Below are 18,872 nucleotides of genomic sequence, written 5' to 3'. Positions count from 1 at the left end.
GGTGTGCGGGGGGCGGGTGCGGGTGCGGGTTGTCGTGCTCATCAGGAGAGTCCCTCCGCGAGCGGCCCCAGGGCGAGGGCCGGGAAGAAGGTGAGCCCGGTGACGATCAGCACGGAGCCGACCAGCATGCCGGAGAAGAGGGGTTTTTCGGTGCGCAGCGTGCCGGCCGTCGCGGGCACCGGAGCCCTGCGGGCCAGCGATCCGGCCAGGGCCAGCACGAACACCATGGGCAGGAACCGGCCCAGCAGCATGCACAGGCCCAGCGTGGTGTTGAAGAACGGGGTGTCGGCGCCGAGCCCGGCGAAGGCGCTGCCGTTGTTGTTCGAGGCGGAGGTGTAGGCGTACAGCACCTCGGTGAAGCCGTGGGCGCCGATGTTGGTCATGGCTTCCTCGCCGTCGGGCAGCGCCATGGCCAGCGCGGTGCCGCTCAGCACCAGTGCCGGGGTGATCAGGATGTAGCAGGCCGCGCAGGTGATCTCGCGGGTGCCGATCTTCTTGCCCAGGTACTCGGGGGTGCGGCCGACCATGAGTCCGGCGAGGAAGACGGCGACGACGGCCATGACCAGCATGCCGTAGAGCCCGGATCCCACGCCGCCCGGTGCGATCTCGCCGAGCATCATGCCCAGCAGCGCCACACCGCCGCCGAAGGCCGTGAACGAGTCGTGGAAGGCGTTGACGGCGCCCGTGGAGGTCATCGTCGTCGACGCCGCGAACAGAGCGGAGGCGCCCTCCCCGAACCGCTGTTCCTTGCCCTCCATGGCTCCGCCGGCCAGTTGCGCGGCGGTGCCGGGGTGCGCGAACTCGGACGCGGTGACGGCCAGGACGGCACCGAGCCAGATGACGCCCATCGCACCGAGGATGGCGTAGCCCTGGCGGACGTTGCCGACCATGGTGCCGAAGGTGCGGGTGAGCGAGAACGGGATGACGAGGATGAGGAAGACCTCCAGCAGGTTGCTGAGGCCGCCGGGGTTCTCGAACGGGTGCGCGGAGTTGGCGTTGAAGAAGCCGCCGCCGTTGGTCCCCAGCTCCTTGATGGCCTCCTGCGAGGCGACGGGCCCGCCCGGTATGTGCTGGGTCGCACCGGAGAGGGTGTGCACCTCGTGCATTCCGGCGAGGTTCTGCACGGCTCCGGTGGCCACCAGTACGAGGGCGCTGACGAAGGCAACGGGCAGCAGGATCCGGACGACGCCGCGTACCAGGTCGGTCCAGAAGTTGCCCAACTCGCCTCCGCCGGCGTTCTCGTCGCCGGCGCGCCGGGTGGAGCGGTGGGCGAGTCCGCGCACGAGGGCGATGGCGACGGCCATGCCCACGGCGGCCGAGACGAAGTTCTGCACCGCGAGCCCGGTCAGCTGCACCAGGTGCCCCATGGCGGACTCGCCCGCGTAGGACTGCCAGTTGGTGTTGGCGACGAACGAGGCCGCGGTGTTGAACGCCTGGTCGGGGTCGATCGCCTCGAAGCCGAGCGAGAGCGGCAACGTGTCCTGGAGGCGCTGGAGCGCGTAGAGGAGGAGCACCCCTGCGGCCGAGAAGGCCAGCACCGCGCGCAGATACGCGGGCCAGCGCAGCCGCGCGTCGGGGTCGACGCCGACGCAGCGGTAGAGGCACCGTTCGACGCGCAGGTGCTTGGGCGAGGTGTAGACGGCGGCCATGTAGTCGCCGAACGGCCGGTACACCAGGGCGAGCGCTCCGACGAGCGCGAGCAGCTGAAGTGCGGTGGCGAGGATCGGGCTCATCTCGGCGCTCAGAACCTCTCCGGGAAGAGGAGGGCGACGACGAGGTAGCCCAGCAGGGAGACGGCCACGACCAGTCCCACGGCGTTCTCGGCGCTCACAGCCTGTCCACCCCCCGGGCGATGAGGGCCACCAGTGCGAAGACGGCGAGGGTGGCGGCGACGAAGGCCAGATCGGCCATCGCGTGCTCCTAGGTGAGTCGGTACGTGCTGACCCACTCAGAAAAACCCCTGTTCGGGGCGTACACCCGCTCCGTTGACGGCCCTCATACGCGCCCCGGCGCGCTCTTGACGAGCCCCATACGGAGGCCATCGGTACGGCGCACACGGAAGCGCTGGGGCGCGCCCGCACCGGCGCGCGCGGGGGGATGCACGCCGACGCGCGCGGGGAGCGCAGGGCGCGGAGAGCGCAGGGCGCGGAGAGCGCAGGGCGCGGAGAGCGCAGGGCGCGGAGAGCGCAGGGCGCGGAGAGCGCAGGGCGCGGAGAGCGCAGGGCGCGGAGAGCGCAGGGCGCGCGTGTGGCCGCCGGCGCGCACGCACGACGGCGGCCGGTCCCCTCACGGGGCCGGCCGCCGTCGAACGCCAGGTGGAGGGGGGTCAGCGCACCTCGGAGATCTCCGGACCGCGCTGCAGCTTGTCGAGACCGCCCGCGAAACGGGAGCCCTCCTCGACCGTCTCCTGCTGCACCCCGTCAGGGACCATCTGCGCGTCCTGCGGCAGCTTGAGGACGATCGGGTCACGCGGCGCCATCGGGCCCTCACCGCGCACCACCACGGTGTCGCGGAAGATCTGCTCCAGCACGCCCGCGGCCTCCGGCTGCACCGCGCCCTGGCCGGAGATCACACCGCGCAGGAACCAGCGCGGGCCGTCGACACCGACGAAGCGCACGACCTGCACACCGCCCGTGCCGTCGGGCAGCTGCACCGGAACCTGCGCCCGCAGCTCCCAGCCCAGCGGTCCGTCGACGGCGTCGATGACACCGCCCTGCTGGGTGATGCCCGAGGCGATCTCCTCACGCACCTCGTCCCAGATGCCCTCCCGCTTGGGCGCGGCGAAGGCCTGGAGTTGGACGGCGCTGTCCTGGAGCACGACGGTCGCGGCGACGATCGCGTCACCCGCGACCTCGACCCGCAGCTCCATGCCCTCGACACCGGGGATGAACAGGCCGCCGAGATCCACCCTGCCGGAGCCGGGCTCGCTGACCTCGTCGATGTCCCAAGGGCCGTCGGGGCGGGGCGCCGGGGGCAGCTTGACCCTGGTCTCCTCCGACGCGGCCTCGTCGGCCTCCGCCGCGTCGGCCGGTTCGTCACGGGCGTCCTGCTCCTGTTCCGTCTCGAACTCGTCCGAGGTGCCCTCAGGCTCTTCGCTCTTCTTGCGACGACGTCCGAACACGTCACTGTCCTCTCAGGTCGGAAGCTCGATCAGCACCGACCGCAACGTAATCCTTCTGCTGTGCGGCTGTCTGCGGGGTGTCGCGGGGTTCCTCGGGCACGGCGGCGGCCTGCTCGGCGGGACGGGCCGCCGCGTGGCCACCCGTGGAGCCGAACCCGCCCGTGGCACGCGCTGAACCGGGCAACTGGTCGACCTCGCGGAAACGCACCTTCTCCACCTGCTGGACAACGAGTTGGGCGATACGGTCGAACCGCTCGAACCGCACGGACTCGCGCGGATCCAGATTGGCCACAATCACCTTGATCTCCCCACGGTACCCGGCGTCCACCGTTCCCGGTGCATTCACCAACGCGACGCCGCAGCGGGCCGCGAGACCGGAACGCGGGTGGACGAAGGCGGCGTAGCCGTCCGGGAGGGCGAGGGCGACACCGGTCGGCAGCACGGCCCGCTCCCCCGGTGCCAACTCGGCGGACTCGGTGGTCACCAGATCGCACCCGGCGTCCCCGGGATGCTGGTAGGCGGGAAGGGGCACGTCGGGGTCCGTGCGCCGGAGCAGGATCTCGACCGGCCGCCGGTCGTCTCCGACGCCCCCGGGCGCCTCGCCGGCCCCGGGCGCCGTCCCGCTCACGGGCGCCTTCCCGGTCCCGGGCGCCGTCCCGACCACGGGTGCCTTCCCGGCCCCGGGCGCCTCGCTCCTGGCGGGTTCTTCGTCTGTCACGGGTTCACCTCGAAGGCGCGGGCACGCCTGACCTGGTCGGGGTCGTCCATGGCCGCCTGGATCTCCTCGCTGCGGCCGTTGTCGATGAAGTGCTCGACCTTCACCTCGATGAAGACGGCGTCGGCGCGCACGGCCACCGGTCCGTCGGCCCCGCCTATCCGGCCCGTCGCGCTGCAGTAGATCTTGCGCCCGTGCACGGCGGTGACCTGCGCGTCGAGGTGCAGCACGGTGTCGACCGGTACGGGCAGCAGGAAGTCGGTCTCCAGCCGTCCCGTCACGGCGATCACGTGCATCAGCCAGTTCAACGAGCCGAGCGTCTCGTCCAGCGCGCTCGTCAGCACCCCGCCGTGGGCGAGACCGGGAGCGCCCTGGTGCGCGGGTTTGACGGTGAACTCGGCGGTGACGCTCACGCCTTCCCCCGCGCGGGCCTCCAGGTGCAGGCCGTGCGGCTGGCCGGCGCCGCAGCCGAAGCACATGTCGTAATGGGCACCCAGCGCGGTGCCCGGAGCGGGGGCTTCGGCATGGCGTACCGGTGCCACGGCGTCGGGCGGGGGCACCAGCGAGGTCTTCGGTGAACCGGGAGGATTGACTGCACTCACGGGTGCAGACCCTACCGCCGTGCGGGGGCCGCCGGGACGCCGTGCCAAGCTGGAGACATGCATCCCGCGCCCGCGCCCTACGACGAACGCCTGACCGCTCCCCGTTCCTGGTGGCTGATCGCCGCGGGCGTCGGTGTGGGCTGCGCCCTGATGCTCTTCCCCTTCGGCGTCCTGCCGCTGCTGTGCGGGCTGGTGGGCGGCGCCGCCCTGGCGGCCGTGTGCGTGAGCGCGTACGGCGGCGTGCGGGTGCGCGTCGTGGCGGGCTCCCTGGTGGCGGGCGAGGCGAAGATCCCGGTCTCGGCGCTGGGCGAGGCGGAGCCGCTCGACGAGGACGAGGCCCGCGCGTGGCGCACGTACAAGGCGGACACCCGCGCGCACATGGTGCTGCGCGGTTACGTGCCCACGGCGGTACGGATCGAGGTCACCGACCCGGAGGACCCGACGCCGTACGTGTACGTCTCGACCCGTCACCCCAGGGAGCTGGCCGCCGCGCTGCGTGCCGCCCGGGAGACCGCGCAACCCTGACAGAAGCGCCTGCCTGACAGAAGCGCCTGGGGGCGCAACCCTGACAGGAGCGCCTGGGGGCCTCACCAAGCCGTCCCGGGAGCCCGCATGGCCGCACGGTCCTGGGGCACCGCCCCGGGGCCCCGCACGGCCCTCGCGGGCACTTAAGCGGCGCCCTCGCGCGTACGGACGGTCTCAGGCGGCTGCGGGGCCGCGGCGCAGATCCGCGCGGACGCGGGCGGCGAGCTTCGCGGTGTCCTGCCTGTTGAGGTACGCGCCGACCGCCGCACCGACCAGGAACGGCGTGAGATTCGGCAGGTTGCGCAGCGTGCGCTTCATGACCTGCTGCCGCAGCTGGCGGCGGAGCTGTCCGCCCATGGCCGCGTTCACGGTGGCGGGCTTGGCCAGGTCGATGCCGCGCTCGCCGGTCCAGGCGTTCAGATACGCCATGGCCCGCTCGCGGGTGCCGCCCGGGGCGCGCCGGCCGTAGACCTCGTGCAGCTCGGCGATCAGCTTGAGCTCGACACCGGCGACTCCGACGATCTCGGCAGCCAGCTCGGCGGGCATGGCCGGGGGGACGGGCAGCATGGCCGCGGCACCGACACCGGCGCCGACGGTGGCCGAGCTCTTGGTGGCTCCGGCGACCAGCTTGTCGGCCAGCTCCTCGGTGCCCAGGCCGGGAAACTGCGTGCGCAGGGTTTCCAGATCCCGCACCGGCACACGCGGCGCGGTCTCGATGATGCGGTCTGCGACGGCGCGCAGGAAGGCGCGCGTACGGCGCCCCCGCGCGCGCCGCAGCCGCTTGCCGTGCTCGTTGCTCTCGGACAGCACCGCGCCGTCCGCCGTGCCGTCCCCGTACGGCACGAGCGAGGCCGACCGGTCATGAGGGCCTCGCTCGTCGTCACGTGCGTCGTCGACCGCCACGAGCAGCAGTCCGCCCGGTCAGGCCGCGCAGTCGCGGCAGATCGGCTGGCCGTTCTTCTCCGCCGCGAGCTGCGAGCGGTGGTGCACGAGGAAGCACTCCATGCACGTGAACTCGTCAGCCTGGCGGGGCAGCACGCGGACGGACAGCTCCTCGTTGGAGAGGTCCGCGCCGGGCAGCTCGAGACCCTCGGCCTGCTCGAACTCGTCCACGTCGACATTGGTCGCGGACTTGTCGTTCCGCCGGGCCTTCAGCTCCTCGATGCTGTCTTCGTTGACATCGTCGTCGGTCTTGCGTGGAGTGTCGTAATCCGTAGCCATTTCGCTCTCCCCCTCTGGGTGTCTTTGGTGTCTCCAGCGCACGTAACGCGTGAGAGGCCGGACTTGTGCCCGGCCCGAGGCGGAGATTTTGCCTCACATCAAGGTCTGTTACTCAATCGACACCCAACCGCACCCCTGAAGAGGTGATCACGTCGGCTGTCGAGGAGGACCATAAACGGTCCCCGGTAGCGCTCCGCACACGCCATCCCGGGTACTGCCCACGATCTCCACCTGCGGAAACCTGGACTTTCCCGGATTTCTTCCCGTCTGGAGGACACAGTGTGCACACCCCCGGAAATTCGCGTGTGTGATCGATCACAGCGCCTCCGCAACCGGACCGGGAGCCACCGGTTTCCGCGAACGGCGCACCCCGCCTCGGCTGCTTTTCAGCCTTGGTCCGTCACGTGCGTCACCCCCAGGGTCCTCCCTTCGCGGCAGCCTCGCAGCTTCGCGCGGCTGTCCCACAGCTCTGCGTGGCAGCCGCGCAGCTCTGCGTGGCAGCCTCACAGCGGCAGCGTCACCCGCATGACGAGGCCGCCCTCCTCGCGCGGCACGGCCGAGACCGTGCCACCGTGCGCCCGCGCCACCGAACGCACGATCGAGAGCCCGAGCCCGACCCCCTTGTCGCTGCCCGTCCGCTCCGTACGCAGACGCCGGAACGGCTCGAAGAGGTTGTCCACCTCGTAGGCCGGGACGACGGGGCCGGTGTTCTCGACCACCAGGACCGCCCACCCCGGCTGGGCCTCCGTACCGACCGAGACCCACCCACCGTCACGCAGGTTGTAGCGCACGGCATTCTGCACCAGGTTCAGGGCGACCCGCTCCAGCAGTACCCCGTTGCCCTGCACGTATGTGGGCTGACGCACTCCGCGCAGCTCCACCCCCTTGGTGTCCGCCTCCCCGCGGGCCTGCTCCACGGCCTGCGAGGCGACCTCCGCGAGGTCCACGGGCTTCCGGTCCACCAGCTCGTTCTCGCTCCGGGCGAGCAGCAGCAGGCCCTCCACGAGCTGCTCGCTGCGCTCGTTGGTGGCCAGCAGCGTCTTGGCGAGCTGCTGGAGCTCCGGGGAGCCCTCCGGGTCGGCGAGCTGCACCTCCAGCAGCGTCCGGTTGATCGCCAGCGGGGTGCGCAGCTCGTGCGAGGCGTTGGCCACGAACCGTTGCTGCGCCGTGAAGGCCCGGTTGAGCCGGTCGAGCATCTCGTCGAAGGTGTCGGCCAGCTCCTTGAGCTCGTCGTCGGGGCCCTCCAGCTCGATGCGCTTGTGCAGGTCGGACCCCGCCACCTGGCGGGCCGTACGCGTGATCCGGCCCAGCGGCGAGAGCACGCGCCCCGCCATCACGTACCCGAAGGCGAACGCGGCCACCGCAAGGCCCAGCAGGGCCAGCAGGGAGCGCCGCAGCAGCCCGTCCAGCGCGATTCTGCGCTGGGCCTCCAGACAGTCGGAGAGACGGTCCATGAAGGCGTCGCTGGGCAGCGTCCCGGTCAGCCCCGGGCACCGGTCGGAGGTGGGCTGGGTCTTTCCGCTGAGGATGCGGAAGGGCAGCTCGCTGAGGTTGTCCATCGCCTGCGCCGCCAGCAGGTAGATGATCGCCAGGAGCAGCATGCCCGCGATCAGGAACATGCCGCCGTACAGCAGGGTGAGCCGTATGCGGATGGTCGGCCGCAGCCAGGGCGACGGGCGGGGCGTCTCGCGTGGGTCCCAGTTGGGTTTGGGCGGCGTGCGGGGCGCCGAGGGGCCGCTGCCGCCCCAGTCGGACCCCGTCGGGGAGGGGGAGGTGGCCATCGTCGATCAGATCCGGTACCCGGCGCCGGGCACGGTGACGATCACGGGGGGTTCGCCGAGTTTGCGGCGCAGTGTCATCACCGTCACCCGCACCACGTTGGTGAACGGGTCGGTGTTCTCATCCCACGCCTTTTCGAGCAGCTGTTCGGCCGAGACGACGGTTCCCTCCGCGCGCATCAGCACCTCCAGCACCGCGAACTCCTTGGGCGCCAGCTGCACCTCCCGGTCGTCCCGTGAGACCTCGCGCCGCCCGGGGTCGAGCTTGATCCCGGACCGCTCCAGGACGGGCGGCAGGGCCGTCGTCGTACGCCGTCCCAGCGCCCGGACGCGGGCCGTCAGCTCGGAGAACGCGAAGGGCTTGGGGAGGTAGTCGTCCGCGCCCAGCTCCAGGCCCTCCACGCGGTCGCTGACGTCGCCGGACGCGGTGAGCATCAGCACCCGGGTGGGCAGACCCAGCTCGACGATGCGGCGGCAGACGTCGTCGCCGTGGACCAGTGGCAGGTCCCGGTCGAGGACGACGACGTCGTAGTCGTTGATGTCGATGCGCTCCTGCGCCGCGGCGCCGTCGTAGACCACATCGACGGCCATGGCCTCCCTGCGGAGGCCCGTCGCCACGGCATCGGCGAGCAGCTGCTCGTCCTCGACGACGAGTACGCGCACAGCGCTGTTCCTTCCCTGTGGTGGAGCGGGGGTGTCCCCGAAAGCGGAGCGGGGCGATGGTGCCTCCCATCCTGCCTCGGGCGCCGGTAAACCGGCGGTAAGAGACGAGGTGGGGAGCGTCCCGAGGGGCGGGACGGAAGCGGGCCCGCAGGGCCTCGCGCAGGGCCTCGCGCAGGGCGGGAGACGGGGCGCGACGGGGGCCCGCGCGATTTTTTTCGGCCCGGTTGAGGTTTCTCTGAGGTTTTCGTTGGGGAGGACGTGAGCACCACCCGCGATCACGCCCCGTGCGCAGCGTGCCACAAGCCGCCGCTGACGCAGCCCGGGGACCACGCCGTGACCGGGCCCGGCACCACAAACCCTCGGCACACCCGTGCCACCGACCCGCGACGAGGGGGCACACCATGGACGCGTTCACCGCAGGCATCCTGCAGCGCATAAGGACCACCGAGTCCGACCTGCACCGCGCACGTGAATCGGGCGACGACTTCCTCGTGGACGTCGAGCAGTCGGAGCTGGAAGACCTCCACCGACTCGCCGCCGAGCACGGCGTGCAGGTCGCCTGACGGCCCACACGCCCCACCACAGCACCAGGGTGCGGCCCCCGCGGGGCCGCACCTTTCGTGTGCCGGGAGCCGGCCGAGAGCCTCGGTTCCGGCCAGGAGAGGGCCGAGGGACTCAGTCGTGCCAGGCGCCCAAGCGCTCCAGCAGGGGCTGCAGGACCTCGAAGACGCCCGGAGAGGCGGCCAGGGTCAGGCCGCCGTCGGCCGGCTCACCGGGACGGCCGCCCGTCCGGGCGCCCGCCTCCCGGGCGATGAGGTCGCCCGCTGCCAGATCCCAGGGGTTGAGACCGCGCTCGTAGTAGCCGTCCAGCCGCCCTGTGGCCACGTCGCACAGGTCGATGGCCGCGGAGCCGCCACGGCGGATGTCGCGCACCTGCGGCACCAGCTCCCGGGCGACGGCCGCCTGCGCGGCGCGCCGCTCGGCGATGTAGCCGAAACCGGTGCCGATGAGGGCCTGGTCCAGCGGCGGGGAGGGGCGGCAGCGCACCGGGCGGCCGTCCAGGAAGGCGCCCTCCCCCAGGACTGCGTGCCAGGTCTCACCGCGGACGGGGGCCGCCACGACGCCCACGACCCGCTCGCCGCGGTACTCGGCGGCGATGGAGACGGACCAGTCGGGGCGCCCGTAGAGATAGTTGACGGTGCCGTCCACCGGGTCGATCACCCAGCGGACCCCGGAGGTGCCCTCGCTGGAGGCCCCCTCCTCGCCGAGGAAGCCGTCCTGCGGCCGGTGCTCTGACAGGTATCCGGTGATCAGCTTCTCGGAGGCCAGGTCCATCTCGGTGACCACGTCGATGGGGCTCGTCTTGGTCGCGGCCACGCCCAGGTCGGCGGGGCGGCCGTCCCGCAGGAGAGCCCCCGCGCGCTGGGCGGCCTCCCGGGCGAGGGCGAGCAGTTCCGCCTTCAGCGCGTCGTCGGCGGGCTCGTCGGCTGGCTCGGGGGCGGACTGCGGCGTCTCAGTCACGTGTTCTTCTGCTCCTGTCGTACGTGAGTACGGTCCGGTCTCGTGCCGTACGTACGGTCTTCGCGGTCCGTGCGGGCCCGCGCGGCGGGTCAGAACGCGGGCGCGTCGGCGCCGGCCGCCGCGGGCTTGGGCGTGCGGGCCGGGCAGCAGCCGACGGGGCACAGGTCGTGGCTCGGGCCGAGCGCGCCCAGCGCGCACCGCACGGGCGCCTGGCCGCGCTCGGTCTCGGCCCGCTCCAGCACCAGGTCGCGGACGGTAGCGGCGAAGCGCGGGTCCGCGCCGACGGTGGGCGAGCGGCGGGCGGGCAGGCCCAGCTCCGCCGCCTTGGCCATGGCCTCGGTGTCCAGGTCGTAGAGGACCTCCATGTGGTCCGAGACGAAGCCGATGGGCACCATCACGGCGGCGGGAACGCCCCGCCCGTGCAGCTCTTCGAGGTGGTCGCAGATGTCGGGCTCCAGCCACGGCACGGACGGCGGGCCGCTGCGCGACTGGTAGACGAGGCTGTGGGGGTGTGCCCTGCCGGTGCGCTCCCGCACGGCCTCGGTGATCACAGCGGCGACGTCCAGGTGTTCGGCCACGTAGGCCCCTCCGTCACCATGGACCTCGACCGGGCCCGAGGTGTCGGCCGCGGCGGTGGGGATGGAGTGGGTGCAAAAGGCCAGGTGGGCGCCGGCGCGGACGTCCTCGGGGAGCGCGGCGAGTGAGGCCACCACGCCGTCGACCACGGGCTCGACGAAGCCGGGGTGGTTGAAGTAGTGCCGCAGCTTGTCCACGCGCGGCACCTCCAGGCCCTCGGCGCGGAGGGCGGCCAGCGACTCGGCGAGGTTCTCGCGGTACTGGCGGCACCCCGAGTAGGAGGCGTAGGCGCTGGTCGCCAGCGTCAGGACGCGCCGGTGCCCGTCGCGGACGATCTCGCGCAGCGCGTCGGTCAGATACGGCGCCCAGTTCCGGTTGCCCCAGTAGATGGGCAGGTCGAGACCGTGCGCGGCGAAGTCCTCGCGGAGCGCCTGGAGCAGCGCGCGGTTCTGCGCGTTGATCGGGCTGACCCCGTCGAAGAGGTAGTAGTGCCGGCCCACCTCTTCGAGGCGCTCGCGGGGGATGCCGCGCCCCCGGGTGACGTTCTCCAGGAACGGAACGACGTCGTCGACTCCCTCAGGGCCGCCGAAGGAGAGCAGCAGAAGTGCGTCGTAAGGGGCCGGGGAGGCGTCCCGCTCGGGGGCGGGTGATGCGGTGGGCAGCGCGTCGGACATGTCTCGATCCTGCCATCCTGCCCGCGGAGCGGGCGGGCGCCCTCCCGTCCGTGCGCCGGATGCCCCGTCCGCCGATCGCCGTGCCCGCGGACCTGGCCCGCACCGCCCCGGGCCGCGCGGCGACCGTGAGTATGATCCGACTCCAACTTGTGGGGCTGCCGGGGCGCGTTACCCGGCTACCGCCGGCCGAGCTTCCGGCCGGTGCCGCGGCGAGAGGGGACGGGCAGTGACGAGCGTGCAGTCAGCGAACAGCCGAGCGGCCACCTGGCGGAACTGGGCGGGCAACGTTTCCGCCTCTCCCCAGCGGACGGTCTCCCCCTCGTCGACGGAGGCCCTCGCCGAGGTGGTGCGCCGGGCCGCCGCCGACGGTCTGCGGGTCAAGGCGGCAGGCACAGGCCATTCGTTCACGGCCGCCGCCGCCACGGACGGGGTGCTGATACGTCCCGAACGGCTGTCCGGGATACGGCGGATCGACCGGGAGGCGGGCACGGTCACCGTCGCGGCGGGCACCCCCCTCAAAGCGCTGAACGCGGCGCTGGCCGCGCGGGGTCTGTCGCTGACGAACATGGGCGACATCATGGAGCAGACCGTCTCCGGGGCGGTCAGCACCGGAACCCACGGCACGGGGCGCGACTCGGCCTCCGTGGCGGCCCAGATCAAGGGTCTGGAGGTGGTGCTGGCAGACGGCTCGGTCACGCGCTGCTCGGCCGAGGGGACCGGGGAGGAGCGGGCGCTCTTCGACGCCGCCCGGGTCGGGCTGGGCGCGCTCGGAGTGATCACCGAGATCACCTTCGGGGTGGAGCCGGAGTTCCTGCTCACGGCGCGTGAGGAACCGATGCCGTTCGACCGGGTGATCAGCGAGTTCGACCAGCTGGTGACCGAGAACGAACACTTCGAGTTCTACTGGTTCCCCCACACCGACGGCTGCAACACCAAGCGCAACAACCGCAGCACGGGACCCACCGCGCCCCTGCCGCGGATGCGCGGCTGGATCGACGACGAACTGCTCTCCAACGGCGTCTTCCAGGCCGTCTGCGCACTCGGCAAGGCGGTGCCCGCCACCGTGCCCGGCATCGCCCGCGTCTCCAGCCGCGCCCTGTCGGCCCGCACGTACACCGACATCCCCTACAAGGTCTTCACCAGCCCGCGAAGGGTGCGGTTCGTGGAGATGGAGTACGCCGTCCCGAGGGCCGCGCTCACCGGCGCCCTGCGCGAGCTCAAGTCGCTGGTGGAACGGTCCGACTTCCGGGTGAGCTTCCCCGTGGAGGTGCGCACGGCGCCCGCGGACGACATCCCGCTGTCGACCGCGGGCGGGCGCGAAACGGCGTACGTGGCGGTGCACATGTACCGGGGCACGCCCCACGAGGCCTACTTCAGCGCTGTCGAGCGGATCATGACCGCGCACGCGGGCCGCCCGCACTGGGGAAAGCTGCACAGCAGGGACGCGGCATACCTCGCGGGGGTGTACCCGAGGTTCACCGAGTTCACCGCCCTGCGCGACCGTCTCGACCCCGACCGCGTCTTCGCCAACCCCTACCTGCGGCGGGTACTGGGCGAGTGAGGACGGGGCCGGGCGCGCATGCCGCGCACGGCCGTCCGCCGCGAACGGGCCGGGCCCCTTCGACGCCGAAGGGGCCCGGCCCGTTCTTTCCGGGAGGGAGCGGGGACCGTCTCCGGTCAGCCCCCGAGGGCGCGGCCGGGGTCAGCCCTGTTGGCCGGCTCCCGGCTGTGTGCCCTGGGGCAGCCGGCCGGCGCCGGAGCCGTCCGCACCGTTGCCCGAGTCCGCGCCGCCGTCACCGTCCTGGCGGCTGTCCGAGCCGCCGGGCTCGCCCGGCGTGGTCTCGGTGCCGCCGTCGCCGTTTCCTGAACCGTCCGTCTCGCCCGGCTGGGGCTCGGACGGATCGGGAGTCGGTGTCGACTCGCCGGTGTCCTGCGAGCCGGGCGCTTCGCTGTGCTCGTCGCCGCGGTCACCCGGATCGGTGGAGGGCTGGGAGTCCTCGGGCGTCGGGGTCGGGCTCTCGCCGTTCTCCGACTGGTCGGGCTGCGGGGTGGCGGGCGGCGCGTCCGGGCTGCCGTCACCGGACGTGCCGTGGCCAGGACGGAAGACGTCGCTGATGGAGGTGCCCTTGCCGCCGGAGACCGAGTGCCCGGAGATCGCCTCGTACAGCGTGATGCCGCCGATCGCGATGACGAACACCACCACGGCGGGCATCAGCGTGCGCCGCCAGCCGCGCCACTTGGTGCCGTGGGTCGTCGCGTCGGTGAACTCCCCGTTCCCGGGCGGCCCGTCAGGGCCCGCGGCGCCGGCCTGCCGCTCGGCGGTGCGCAGCATCCGCGTCGCGTCGTCGGCCGGCAGCGCCCGGGTCGCCTCCCCGGGGCCGTCCTGCCGACGCAGCGCACGGGTCGCGTCCGCGGCGCCGTCCTGCCGACGCAGCGCGCGCGTCGCCTCGTCGGGCCGCTCGCCCTCGACCGGTCCGCCGGTCCGCAGGGCACGCGTGACCTGGTCGACCGTGAGGGCGCGGGTGGCGTCGTCGGTACCGCCACCGGCACCGACGTGGGCCTCGCCCTCACGCGGCGCGGCCGGAAGCAGCCGGGTGGCCCGGGTCTCCTGGAGCGCCTCGGCGTTGTGGACGGCCTGGGCGGTGTGGTCGCCCTCGTCGTCCTTCCAGTCGGGCGCCGGGTCCCGCACGGGTACCTGGCGCGCCTTCGGCGGGACCGTGACTTCCTTGATCTGCTTGCCGGTCCTGCTGAAGAAGTGCTGGAAGATCGGGCCACCGCTGGTGGCGACGAGGCTCATCACTCCGGCGCCCAGGAAGGTGCCGTAGACGCCGAGCTGGCCCGCGGCGAACGCGGCGACGACCGCGGCGACGGCGCTGCCCAGCACCTGCGCGAGGCTCAGATTGAGCTTGTTGCCACCCTTGCTCTCTTCCTGTTCCGGATCGGGCTGTTCCGGAATACGTCCATGATCCCGGTAGCCGGTTATGGGGTGGTTGTCCTTCTTGTCCATTTACCGCCCTCGATCGCACACTCCAACCACTGTGCACGAATAGGGGACTTTCAAGAGAGGCCATAGGTTCCACTTCGGGTGGTTCTGTGACGCTTCCCACCCCCGTATCCAGGCCAAATGGATTCTTTGGGCGTCAACTCCCTTACTCCCGAGCAACTTCGGTGGCGCGGCGGTCCACCCGGATGGCACTAATGGAGTAGTGTGACGAGCCCTGGTCTCGGTTCTGACCCGGCGCCGAATGCACACGGTGACCACCTCGGCCACCGTGCGTTGTGAGGAGGTAACCGTGCCGTAGCGGCGGTTCCGGGTGGTTCCGTAGGATCGAACAGCGATCTGAACACTGCCTCGGACCCCGAGGAAGTCGGCAAGGTTGTGGCAGGCTGCACCCGGGCAGGCCACACTCGTCTAGCGGGAGCAGCGACGCACGTGACGTCGGCAGGCACCACCCGGGAGGTTCCCATGCCCGAACTGCGTGTCGTGGCCGTCAGCAACGACGGCACACGACTGGTGCTCAAAGCTGCCGACAGCACGGAATACACGCTTCCGATCGACGAGCGGCTGAGAGCCGCCGTCAGGAACGACCGCGCCCGGCTCGGCCAGATCGAGATCGAGGTCGAGAGCCACCTGCGGCCCCGCGACATCCAGGCGCGGATACGAGCCGGTGCCTCCGCTGAGGAGGTCGCGTCCCTCGCGGGCATCCCCGTCGACCGCGTACGCCGGTTCGAGGGCCCCGTGCTCGCCGAGCGCGCGTTCATGGCCGAACGCGCCCGCAAAACACCCGTGCGCCGCCCCGGCGAGAACGCGGGACCCCAGCTCGGCGAGGCCGTCAGCGAGCGCCTGCTGCTGCGCGGCGCCGACAAGGAGTCCGTCCACTGGGACTCCTGGCGACGCGACGACGGCACCTGGGAGGTCCTGCTCGCCTACCGCGTCGCGGGCCAGCCCCACTCCGCGACCTGGACCTACGACCCGCCACGCCGCCTCGTGCAGGCCGCAGACGACGAGGCCCGGGCGCTGATCGGTGAGACGGACGACACACCGGAGCCCAGCTTCCCGTTCGTGCCCCGCATCGCCAGGCTGCCCAGGGAGCGGACCGACCGCGCGGAGCGCACCGACCGTGCCGAGAGGTTCGGGCGGCCCGAGCTGGAGCCCGCCTCCCTCTCCCCCGCGCCCGGCGACGAGGACGACCAGCCGCCCGGCACGGACGAGGCCGTCGGTGGCCCGGACTCGCTGACCAGCCTGCTGGAGGCAGTGCCCAGCTTCCGGGGCGACCTGGTCGTCCCCGAGCAGTCCCCGGGCCACGAGGACGCGGCGGCGTCCGCCGCGTCCATGGTCCCGGACGCGGAAGAGGCAACGGAGAGTGAGCAGGCCGAGGAGCCCGAGGTGGTCGAACCGCCCGCTCCCGCCGCCAGCGCCGGGTCGGCCTACGCGGACGTGCTGATGCCGCGCTCTGTGGGCGCCCACCGCGACCGCCTCAAGGGCACCACGGACCGGCAGGCGGAAGCCGACGGCGTCCGGCCAGGACGCCGGGCCGCCGTGCCCAGCTGGGACGAGATCGTCTTCGGCACGCGCCGCAAGAAGGAGTAGGCGCCGCGCCCCCGCGGCCCTGGCGCGTACCTCCCGGTGAGGGGCGCCGCGTACCTCCCGGTGAGGGGCGCCGCGTACCTCCCGGTGAGGGGCGCCGCGTACCTCCCGGTGAGGGTGCGCTGGGCCCGGACGTCCAGCGCCCCCTCATCCGTGCCTCGGGGACCTGCCCAGGAGCGGGGCTGCCGACCCGGGCAGGGGGCGAGCGGCGCGACGGCCTCAGCCGCGTTCGGGTCCCGTCGCCGCTGGGCGTCGGGGCTCCGCCGTCCACTCGCTCCAGGAGCCGACGTAGAGCGCCGCGTCGATGCCGGCGAGGTGGAGGGCGAGGACCTCCTGGGCTGCGGAGACACCCGAGCCGCAGTAGACACCGACCTCGGTGCCGGGTGTGGCGCCCAGAGCTTCGAAGCGGTCGGCCAGGGCGTGCGGGGAGCGGAAGGTGCCGGCGTCGGTGAGGTTCTCCGTGGTGGGGGCGGAGACGGCGCCCGGGATGTGCCCCGCGACCGGGTCCAGGGGCTCGACCTCGCCGCGGTAGCGCTCCGCGGCGCGGGCGTCCATGAGGATCCCGTGGCGGGCCAGCGCCGCCGCCTCGTCGGCGTCCAGAGTGCGCATGCCGCCGGGCGAGGGCGTGAAGTCGCCAGGATCCGGATCGGGGGTGTCGGTGCTCAGCGGGTTTCCGGCGGCCTCCCAGGCGGCGAGGCCGCCGTCCAGGACGCGGACGTCGGGGTGTCCGGCCCACCGCAGCAGCCACCAGCAGCGCGCCGCCGCCCAGCCGCCGCCCAGGCCTCCGGCGTCGTAGACCACGACGGGACGGCGCGCGCTGACGCCCGCGCGGCGCATGGCGGTGCCGAAGGCGTCGAGGGTGGGCAGCGGGTGGCGTCCGGTGCCCGCGGCCGGCTTGGCGGCGAGCTCGCTCTCCAGGTCGATGTAGACGGCGCCGGGAAGGTGGCCCTTCTGGTACAGCGGCAGTCCCGGCGGGTCGCCCGGCTTGTACCGCACGTCGAGCAGCACGGGTGCGGACCCGGCGGCGAGATCGCTCGCGAGCGTGGCTGCGGAGATGATGGCTGTCATGGCGCCATCTTCGCGCACCAGGTGCCCCGTGGCCCGGTGGGTTCCGGGACGGCACACGGATCGGGGATTCTCGCCCTGAAGCGGAGAAAAGCGGCGCGGCCGGGGAGCGCCGCGCGACAGGTGGTGACAGCATCTGCACTGAGCGAGTAGTCACGAAGCCGCGGCAAGGACGCCGGGGCAGCACTTCCACCCGTACGACCGCATCGATGATGGTCAAGGAGCGAAGCAGATGACCGAGGCAGCGACTCGGCTACGTCACACCCCTGGGGCGCCCGCGTGGGCGAGCCTGATGGTGGACGGGCTGGACGTCGGCAAGGAGTTCTACCAGGGTTTGTTCGGCTGGGAGTTCCGCACCGGGCCCCAGCAGCTCGGCCCGTACGTGCGCGCGGTCGCGGGTGGCCACGAGGTGGCGGGGCTGGGGAAGAAGGCGGACGGGCGGCAGGTGCCGGTGGCGTGGCTGCCGTATCTGGCGAGTACCGACGCCGACGAAACGGCGGCTGCCGTGCGTTCGTACGGCGGGACGGTGGCGGTGGGGCCGCTGGACGCGGAGACGGCCGGGCGGATGGCGATTGCCTCCGACCCTCTCGGCGCGCCCTTCGGCGTGTGGCGGGACGCGCACTACCCGGGCCTGGGCACGGCACCGCTGGGCATGTTGGGGGCGCCCGTCTGGTTCGAGCTGGTCACCCGGGAGACGAGCCCGGTGGTCAAGTTCTACCAGGCGGTGTTCGGTTACGAGGCGAAGGCCGTCGAGGCACCGGGCTTCGACTATCTGACGCTCTACACGGACGGGCAGCCGGTGGCCGGAATCCACGGGGTGGGGGACGCGCTGCCCCGGGATCGGGGACCGCACTGGCGCACCTACTTCGCGGTGGAGGACCCGGACGCGGTGGCGCGGCACGCGGCCGAGCTGGGCGGCCGGGTGGTGCGCGGTCCCGACGACTCCCCGTACGGGCGCCTGGCGACCCTCGCGGATCCGGAGGGCGCGCACTTCAGCGTCATCCGGCCCGTGGCGATGGAGGGCTGACGTCGGACGGCGGGGCCTGCTCAGCGATGGGGCGCTCAGCGGGGGCCTGCTCAGCGCCTTGGCGGCGGTGCCGGTGAGGGCGTCGCGGTCTCGTCCACGGGCAGCACGTCGGGCGAGAGCGCCCCGGCGCCCGCCGAGGCCGCCGTCAGCCGTCTGCGGTGGTGGCGCCGGCACAGCACCTCGTAGCCGACCTCGCCGCTGAGTTCGCCCACGTCGCCGACGACGACCTGGGCGCCCTCGACCACCATGCGGCCGCCCACCGTGCGCGCGTTGTGCGTGGCGCGCGCTCCGCACCAGCACAGCGCCTCCACCTGGAGCGTCTCCAACCGGTCGGCGAGCTCCATCAGCCGCTGGGAGCCGGGGAAGAGGCGGGTGCGGAAGTCGGTGGCGATACCGAAGGCGTAGACGTCGATGCCGAGTTCGTCGACCACGCGAGCGAGCTGTTCGACCTGCTCGGGCGCCAGGAACTGGGCCTCGTCGACGATCACGTAGTCGGTACGGCCGCCCGCGGTGAGGTGTCTGACCAGGTGCTGCTGGAAGTTGAGGTCCTCGGCCACCTCGACGGCCTCGGCGACCAGGCCGAGGCGGGAGGAGAGTTTGCCCTCGCCCGCGCGGTCGTCCCGGGTGAAGATCATGCCGCCCAGCCCGCGCGCCGAGCGGTTGTGCTCGATCTGGAGGGCGAGCGTGCTCTTCCCGCAGTCCATCGTTCCGGAGAAGAACACCAGCTCTGCCATGGGGGTATGGCCTTTCCTCGGGGCGAGCGGGGCTCGGGACGGGCTCCGGCTCTGGGCGGGCG

At 72.6% G+C, this 18,872-nt stretch carries 19 protein-coding genes; 5 read left to right on the top strand and 14 right to left on the bottom strand.

The genetic code is table 11. The features are described from left to right. Positions 1-41 precede the first annotated feature (41 nt). From kdpA to AB8Z75_RS16280, 5 genes are all read right to left on the bottom strand, one after another. The gene (gene kdpA / locus AB8Z75_RS16300; RefSeq protein WP_369202554.1) at positions 42-1,733 is read right to left on the bottom strand and encodes a potassium-transporting ATPase subunit KdpA; all 1,692 of its coding nucleotides are present in this window, start codon (positions 1,731-1,733) and stop codon (positions 42-44) included. 8 nt (positions 1,734-1,741) lie between these two features. Beyond that, entirely contained in the window at positions 1,742-1,831 is a 90-nt protein-coding gene (gene kdpF / locus AB8Z75_RS16295; RefSeq protein WP_369202552.1) for a K(+)-transporting ATPase subunit F, read from the bottom strand. 495 nt (positions 1,832-2,326) lie between these two features. Next, positions 2,327-3,121: a DUF3710 domain-containing protein gene (locus tag AB8Z75_RS16290; protein WP_369202550.1), complete on the bottom strand. Its 795-nt coding sequence runs from the start codon at positions 3,119-3,121 to the stop codon at positions 2,327-2,329. Position 3,122: 1 nt separating this feature from the next. After that, positions 3,123-3,680 (bottom strand): dUTP diphosphatase, encoded by a 558-nt coding sequence (gene dut, locus AB8Z75_RS16285; protein ID WP_369202558.1) that lies wholly within the window; start codon positions 3,678-3,680, stop codon positions 3,123-3,125. A 155-nt stretch (positions 3,681-3,835) separates the two neighbouring features. Beyond that, positions 3,836-4,438, bottom strand: a complete 603-nt coding sequence (locus AB8Z75_RS16280) for a PaaI family thioesterase (RefSeq protein ID WP_369202548.1) — start codon at positions 4,436-4,438, stop codon at positions 3,836-3,838. Positions 4,439-4,495: 57 nt separating this feature from the next. Here AB8Z75_RS16280 and AB8Z75_RS16275 point away from each other — a divergent pair, with 57 nt between their 5' ends. Continuing rightward, entirely contained in the window at positions 4,496-4,963 is a 468-nt protein-coding gene (locus AB8Z75_RS16275; RefSeq protein ID WP_369202546.1) for a DUF3093 domain-containing protein, read from the top strand. A gap of 174 nt (positions 4,964-5,137) precedes the next feature. Here AB8Z75_RS16275 and AB8Z75_RS16270 read toward each other — a convergent pair whose 3' ends face one another. From AB8Z75_RS16270 to AB8Z75_RS16255, 4 genes are all read right to left on the bottom strand, one after another. Next, positions 5,138-5,866: a hypothetical protein gene (locus AB8Z75_RS16270; RefSeq protein WP_369202544.1), complete on the bottom strand. Its 729-nt coding sequence runs from the start codon at positions 5,864-5,866 to the stop codon at positions 5,138-5,140. 18 nt (positions 5,867-5,884) lie between these two features. Beyond that, the gene (locus AB8Z75_RS16265) at positions 5,885-6,184 is read right to left on the bottom strand and encodes a DUF4193 domain-containing protein (RefSeq protein WP_114019403.1); all 300 of its coding nucleotides are present in this window, start codon (positions 6,182-6,184) and stop codon (positions 5,885-5,887) included. A 503-nt stretch (positions 6,185-6,687) separates the two neighbouring features. Further along, positions 6,688-7,965, bottom strand: coding sequence for a sensor histidine kinase (locus tag AB8Z75_RS16260; RefSeq protein WP_369202542.1), 1,278 nt, complete (start codon positions 7,963-7,965; stop codon positions 6,688-6,690). A gap of 6 nt (positions 7,966-7,971) precedes the next feature. Beyond that, on the bottom strand, positions 7,972-8,625 hold the full coding sequence (locus AB8Z75_RS16255; protein ID WP_369202540.1) for a response regulator transcription factor: 654 nt from the start codon (positions 8,623-8,625) through the stop codon (positions 7,972-7,974). Positions 8,626-9,026: 401 nt separating this feature from the next. On the opposite strand from AB8Z75_RS16255, the gene AB8Z75_RS16250 reads away from it, so the two are divergent. Continuing rightward, positions 9,027-9,188: a hypothetical protein gene (locus AB8Z75_RS16250; protein WP_181856676.1), complete on the top strand. Its 162-nt coding sequence runs from the start codon at positions 9,027-9,029 to the stop codon at positions 9,186-9,188. 112 nt (positions 9,189-9,300) lie between these two features. Here the strand turns inward: AB8Z75_RS16250 and AB8Z75_RS16245 are convergent, their stop codons facing one another. Together AB8Z75_RS16245 and AB8Z75_RS16240 are read right to left on the bottom strand one after the other, a co-directional pair. Then, a complete protein-coding gene (locus tag AB8Z75_RS16245) occupies positions 9,301-10,089 on the bottom strand; it encodes an inositol monophosphatase family protein (RefSeq protein WP_369202556.1) in 789 nt (262 codons plus the stop codon). A 146-nt stretch (positions 10,090-10,235) separates the two neighbouring features. Beyond that, entirely contained in the window at positions 10,236-11,396 is a 1,161-nt protein-coding gene (locus AB8Z75_RS16240; protein ID WP_369202538.1) for a ferrochelatase, read from the bottom strand. A 226-nt stretch (positions 11,397-11,622) separates the two neighbouring features. On the opposite strand from AB8Z75_RS16240, the gene AB8Z75_RS16235 reads away from it, so the two are divergent. Beyond that, a complete protein-coding gene (locus AB8Z75_RS16235) occupies positions 11,623-12,957 on the top strand; it encodes a D-arabinono-1,4-lactone oxidase (protein WP_369202536.1) in 1,335 nt (444 codons plus the stop codon). Positions 12,958-13,098: 141 nt separating this feature from the next. Here the strand turns inward: AB8Z75_RS16235 and AB8Z75_RS16230 are convergent, their stop codons facing one another. Next, complete coding sequence (locus tag AB8Z75_RS16230) at positions 13,099-14,403, bottom strand: hypothetical protein (RefSeq protein ID WP_369202534.1); 1,305 nt, start codon at positions 14,401-14,403, stop codon at positions 13,099-13,101. A gap of 459 nt (positions 14,404-14,862) precedes the next feature. Between AB8Z75_RS16230 and sepH the strand changes: the two genes are divergently transcribed. Continuing rightward, entirely contained in the window at positions 14,863-15,987 is a 1,125-nt protein-coding gene (sepH, locus tag AB8Z75_RS16225; RefSeq protein ID WP_369202532.1) for a septation protein SepH, read from the top strand. A gap of 216 nt (positions 15,988-16,203) precedes the next feature. On the opposite strand, the gene AB8Z75_RS16220 is transcribed toward sepH, so the two are convergent. Next, a complete protein-coding gene (locus AB8Z75_RS16220; protein ID WP_369202530.1) occupies positions 16,204-17,052 on the bottom strand; it encodes a sulfurtransferase in 849 nt (282 codons plus the stop codon). Between the two features lie 229 nt (positions 17,053-17,281). On the opposite strand from AB8Z75_RS16220, the gene AB8Z75_RS16215 reads away from it, so the two are divergent. Beyond that, positions 17,282-18,076, top strand: a complete 795-nt coding sequence (locus AB8Z75_RS16215; RefSeq protein ID WP_369202528.1) for a VOC family protein — start codon at positions 17,282-17,284, stop codon at positions 18,074-18,076. A gap of 50 nt (positions 18,077-18,126) precedes the next feature. Here the strand turns inward: AB8Z75_RS16215 and AB8Z75_RS16210 are convergent, their stop codons facing one another. After that, on the bottom strand, positions 18,127-18,810 hold the full coding sequence (locus AB8Z75_RS16210) for a thymidine kinase (protein WP_369202526.1): 684 nt from the start codon (positions 18,808-18,810) through the stop codon (positions 18,127-18,129). Positions 18,811-18,872: the final 62 nt, after the last annotated feature.

The organism is Streptomyces sp. PU-14G, from assembly GCF_041028275.1.
In the GTDB taxonomy this organism is placed as follows: domain Bacteria; phylum Actinomycetota; class Actinomycetes; order Streptomycetales; family Streptomycetaceae; genus Streptomyces.
This window is presented reverse-complemented; position numbering and strand designations above follow the sequence as displayed.